General features: G+C 66.0%; 4 protein-coding genes. 1 reads left to right on the forward strand and 3 read right to left on the reverse strand.

Annotated elements, in window-relative coordinates; genetic code table 11:
* Positions 1-12 precede the first annotated feature (12 nt).
* Together ELR45_RS17445 and ELR45_RS17450 are read right to left on the reverse strand one after the other, a co-directional pair.
* A complete protein-coding gene (locus ELR45_RS17445) occupies positions 13-1,161 on the reverse strand; it encodes a sugar ABC transporter substrate-binding protein (protein WP_129667520.1) in 1,149 nt (382 codons plus the stop codon).
* 492 nt (positions 1,162-1,653) lie between these two features.
* Entirely contained in the window at positions 1,654-2,820 is a 1,167-nt protein-coding gene (locus ELR45_RS17450) for an ROK family transcriptional regulator (RefSeq protein WP_129667521.1), read from the reverse strand.
* A 490-nt stretch (positions 2,821-3,310) separates the two neighbouring features.
* On the opposite strand from ELR45_RS17450, the gene ELR45_RS17455 reads away from it, so the two are divergent.
* A complete protein-coding gene (locus ELR45_RS17455) occupies positions 3,311-3,562 on the forward strand; it encodes a WhiB family transcriptional regulator (protein WP_129667522.1) in 252 nt (83 codons plus the stop codon).
* Between the two features lie 19 nt (positions 3,563-3,581).
* Here the strand turns inward: ELR45_RS17455 and ELR45_RS38195 are convergent.
* The coding region (locus tag ELR45_RS38195) for a sensor histidine kinase (RefSeq protein WP_205856773.1) at positions 3,582-4,436 on the reverse strand (855 nt) is incomplete at its 5' end.

The raw sequence follows: 4,436 nt of genomic DNA on the forward strand, positions 1-4,436 counted from the left end.
ATGCCGGTCAGCTCACTCGACGCCGTACTCTTCGCAGGCCTGCTGCAGTTCCTCGGTGGTGCAAAGAGCATCCGCCGTAGTGAAGCCGTCAGCCACCACGTCCTTCACCGTGTCGGCGAAGATCGGCTGCGGGGTGAGGAGCGCCGATTTGACCTGCTCGCCGGTCTCGGTGTCCTCCACGCTGCCGTCAGCGATCGCGTCTGCCGCATCGGTGTCGCCCGTGGCCAGAGCGACTGCCAGCGCGGCGGCCGCATCGGCTTCGTCCTTGATCGCCTTGTAGACGGTCACGCACTGGGTGCCCAGCAGCACCCGCTGCAGCCCTTCGTCGGTCGCGTCCTGCCCGGTGACGGGGATCTCACCGGCGAGCCCGTTGCGGTCAAGAACCGAGATCACCGCGCCGCCAAGCCCGTCGTTGGCCGATGCGACGCCCACGAAGTCACCACCGGTGCCGGTGAAGATCTGCTCGAAGATGGTGCCAGCCTGGGTGTTGTCCCAGTCCGGCACCGCCTGGTCATCGGCGATGCCGTAACCGGCCTCCGTCACCGCGGCTTCGTAGCCCTCTTTGAACAGCGTGGCGTTGTTGTCCGTCGGCGACCCGTTGAGCAGCACGACGTCGCCTTCGTCCACGCCGTCTTCTTGCAGGCACGTCACCAGGCCCTCACCGATCGCCGTCCCGACCGCCACGTTGTCGAACGAGACGTAGTACTCCGCGCCGCCACCCAACGTGAGCCGGTCGTAGTCGATGACCGGTATGCCGGCGGCCGCGGCGTTACTGATCACCGCCGTGCCGGTCTCCGAGTCGAGATTCACGATCAGCAAAGCGGCATAGCCGGCCCCGATCATGCCGTCGGCGATCGTCTGGAAGTTCGACGTCTCGCCCTCGGCGTTCTGAATGTCCACTTCGACCCCGGCCGCGTCGAACGCCTCCTGGAGCAGAGGCCGGTCGGCCGTCTCCCAGCGAGCCGAGCTGGCCGAGTCCGGCAGGATGACACCGACCGTGCCGGCCGGGGTATCACCGTCGTCGGAGTCGTCGCTCGTGGTGGAGCTCTCCTCGTCCGACTCTTCGCTCTCGGTGGTGGTGTCTGTATCGCTGCCGCACGCGGCGAGCAGCAGCCCCGCGGTGGCGAAGCCGGCGGCAAGCCGGAGTCGCGTTCCTCGCATCGGTCGTCCCTTCCCTTACGTGTGTCCGGCCGGCGAGCCACAGGCGGTGCCGGCCAGCTGGACAGTGATGGCCGCCAGGACAGAGCGCGGAATGCGTCGCAGTTCGGTACTCAGGGATGTCCTCCTGGAGTCCGGCCGCGAGACGAGCACCCCGGCCTGGGTGTTCATGAGTGTGAACGTCCGCTCCATTGCCGTCAAGCCTCAAACACAGAACGCGTTTATAGTTTGTTAATGTGTTCATTACTTGACTTCAAGTGCGACGGGTCCATACGTTACTGACACGTGACATCCGTCAGGAGGCCGCCGGAGGCATCACCGATGCCGGCCAGACCAGTCCGCAGGTAGCCAGGCCGTCTCCGCCGACCAGGGGGCCAGGAGAAGCTCGCGAACCAGATGATGCGCAACGGGGGCGCTTTCGCGCACACCCGGCGAGCCGGGCTTCAAGGGTGTGCCTGACTGGAAGCAGTACGGCGAGGGCTTCGCCCTCGGGCTTCAGGACATCACAATTTGTTCACGCAGGCTGGCGACGAGAGCCCCGACTGCCACGGTGCGTTCCCCCAAGGGCGAGAGCGTGAGCCGAGTCTGGGCGGCTACCCCCGGGAGTACTGCTCGACGAAAACCCTCTCTGACCGGGCGCAGCCATGCATCTCCGACAGCGAGGAGCGGCCCACCCAGAGCGATCTCGGCGGGGTTGACGATCATCGCCAGCCAGCCGAGTCCACGTCCCAGCATTTCGCCGGCCTCATCGAGGATCCGCACCGCCACGGGATTGCCCTCCCGGACAAGGCGCACGACATCGGCGAGCTCGAGATCGCTGTCGAGGGCCGAGCTCAACGCGATGCGGATCGACTCGGCGGAGCTGACCGTCTCCAGGCAGCCACGACGTCCACAGCGACACACCATCGACAAGCCGGGATCCAGTGCGAGATGGCCGATTTCGCCGACTGCTCCAGAGTGGCCTCTGAGGAGCTGACCGTTGATGGCGACGCCTGCCCCGATGCCGGACGCGACTTTGACGAACACTAACGAGTCGTCGATCCCTGTTTGGCGAGCTAAAGCGATCGCGCCAAGATCCGCGTCGTTCTCCACCACCACCGGACGGCCCAACGCGTCGTGCAGCCGCTCGCGCAATGGGAACCCGACCCACGGTGGAAGAATCGCCGCCTCCGTCACTGCTCCCGTGGCGGCATCCACGGGAGCCGGAACGCCCATCGCAACGACCATGATCTGATCCGCTTCAAGGCCCGCCTGCTCGCGTACCGCGTCGACCAATGAGGTGATCGCATCCATCGCAACGTCAGCGTGGTGCCGGTCAGGCAGAGCGGCCGTCGCTTCAGCCAGGACATCGCCTATTTCGGTCCCCACCACAACCCTGACATGCGTTCGCCCAAGATCGATACCGATTCCGTACCGGCGGCGCTGCGGCGAGAGCTCCACCAGCCGGCTACGCCGTCCATTGGCGATTCCCTCGCTGACAACGAGTTCGCCTTCAGCGCTGAGAGTCCTGACCAGACTCGAGATCGTGGCCGGAGCGAGACCGGTGAGCCGTGCGAGCTCGGCTTGGCTGATTGCGCGGCCATCCTGTAGGACGGCAAGCAGCCGTCGCCGGTTGGCTAGCTTCAGCGCTGGCAACGACCCAGGCCGTCTTGGGTCGGACACCTCACCCCACCTCTCACCGGCGAATCTTACGCGGCTCTCGGCGCGTTGATGTCATAACTCGAACGCTACACCGGCTGAGCCCGTTTCAAGCATCCAGACTAGGCATCCACCGCGGCCGGGGCTCTCGTTCGTGCACCGCAGCGCCGTGCGGAACCAAGACTCGGGCGTAGCCTCTGGTGGGCACCGCGTGGGTGGTTCTGTCATGATTTGGGCAAGTTCGTACGTTTATTGTGACGGACGCTACACGAACTTTGATGAGACGGAACACACAAAGCCCTTGTACACACGTCACGAACTTGTCACCCTTGTACTGCCACATGGTTAACGGCACGCGAAGACGTGAGCCGGGTAGCCATCATGGTGGAACTGGTGACTCCCTCTTCGGCAGAGCCGGAGAGCGGTTGTCGGCAGTTCGTGAATGAATTCACGTAATATCACGCATCCGGCAGAAACCCTGTCAGATGCCATCATACGAGGAGCTGTGAGACCCATGGACTGGCGCCACCGTGCCGCCTGTCGTGACGAGGACCCCGAGCTGTTCTTCCCTATCGGAAACACCGGTCCCGCGTTGCTGCAGATCGAGGAAGCCAAGGCGGTATGCCGACGGTGCGACGTCCGCGAGGATTGTCTGCGCTGGGCACTCGAGAGCGGGCAAGATGCCGGCGTGTGGGGAGGGCTGTCCGAGGATGAGCGTCGCGCTCTGAAGCGTCGCAACGCCCGCGCCCGCGCCCGCGCGTACTGACACCTGCTGTCGAGAACCGCTAACTGACGACGTTCATCTGCCCGCGCTGTTCCGGCGCGGGCAGGTCTAGTGTGACCTGCGTCCCGCCCTTGGCACGCCCGCTGATGTCGATGGTCCCGCCAAGTTCGCCGACCACGAGCGTCCGCACGATCTGCAGGCCCAGGTTGCCCGAGGTGTCCGGCTCGAAACCGGGCGGAAGCCCCACGCCGTCGTCCATGACGACGATCCGCAAGCGTCCGGCCAACCTGCTCGCAGCGAGCTCGACCACGCCGGGACGGCCGCCGAGGCCGTGTTCCACCGCGTTCTGCAGGATCTCCGTCAATGCCATCGCCAGCGGCGTCGCGACGCTGGCCGCGAGCACCCCGAACGTGCCGCTGCGCTTGCCCCGTGCCGCCGGCTCCGCGGTCGCGACCTCTCCCACCATCGCCAGCAACCGGTCGGCGACGTCGTCGAAGTCGACGGTGTCATCGACGGTCTGCGAGAGGGTCTCATGTACCACGGCGATGGTGCCCACCCGGCGCACGGCCTCCAGCAGCGCCGCGCGCCCTTCGCCCGCATCGATCCGCCGCGCCTGCAACCGCAACAGTGCGGCCACCGTCTGCAGGTTGTTCTTGACCCGGTGGTGGATCTCCCGGATCGTGGCGTCCTTGGTGAGCAGTTCACGCTCGCGGCGCCGCACCTCGGTCACGTCACGGCAGAGCACCAAGGCCCCCATGTACCGTCCGCCCGGATCGAGCGGGATCGTCCGCACCGTCATGACGGTACCGTTGCCCTCGATCTCGGTCCGGACATGCTGGCGTCCGGCTATCAGCGCGTCGAGGGACTCGTCGACGGCACCCTCACGCGGTGCGAGCGCAGCGGTGGCCTTGCCGAA

Origin of the sequence: Phytoactinopolyspora endophytica (assembly GCF_004138495.1) — a bacterium.
In the GTDB taxonomy this organism is placed as follows: Bacteria; Actinomycetota; Actinomycetes; order Jiangellales; family Jiangellaceae; genus Phytoactinopolyspora; species Phytoactinopolyspora endophytica.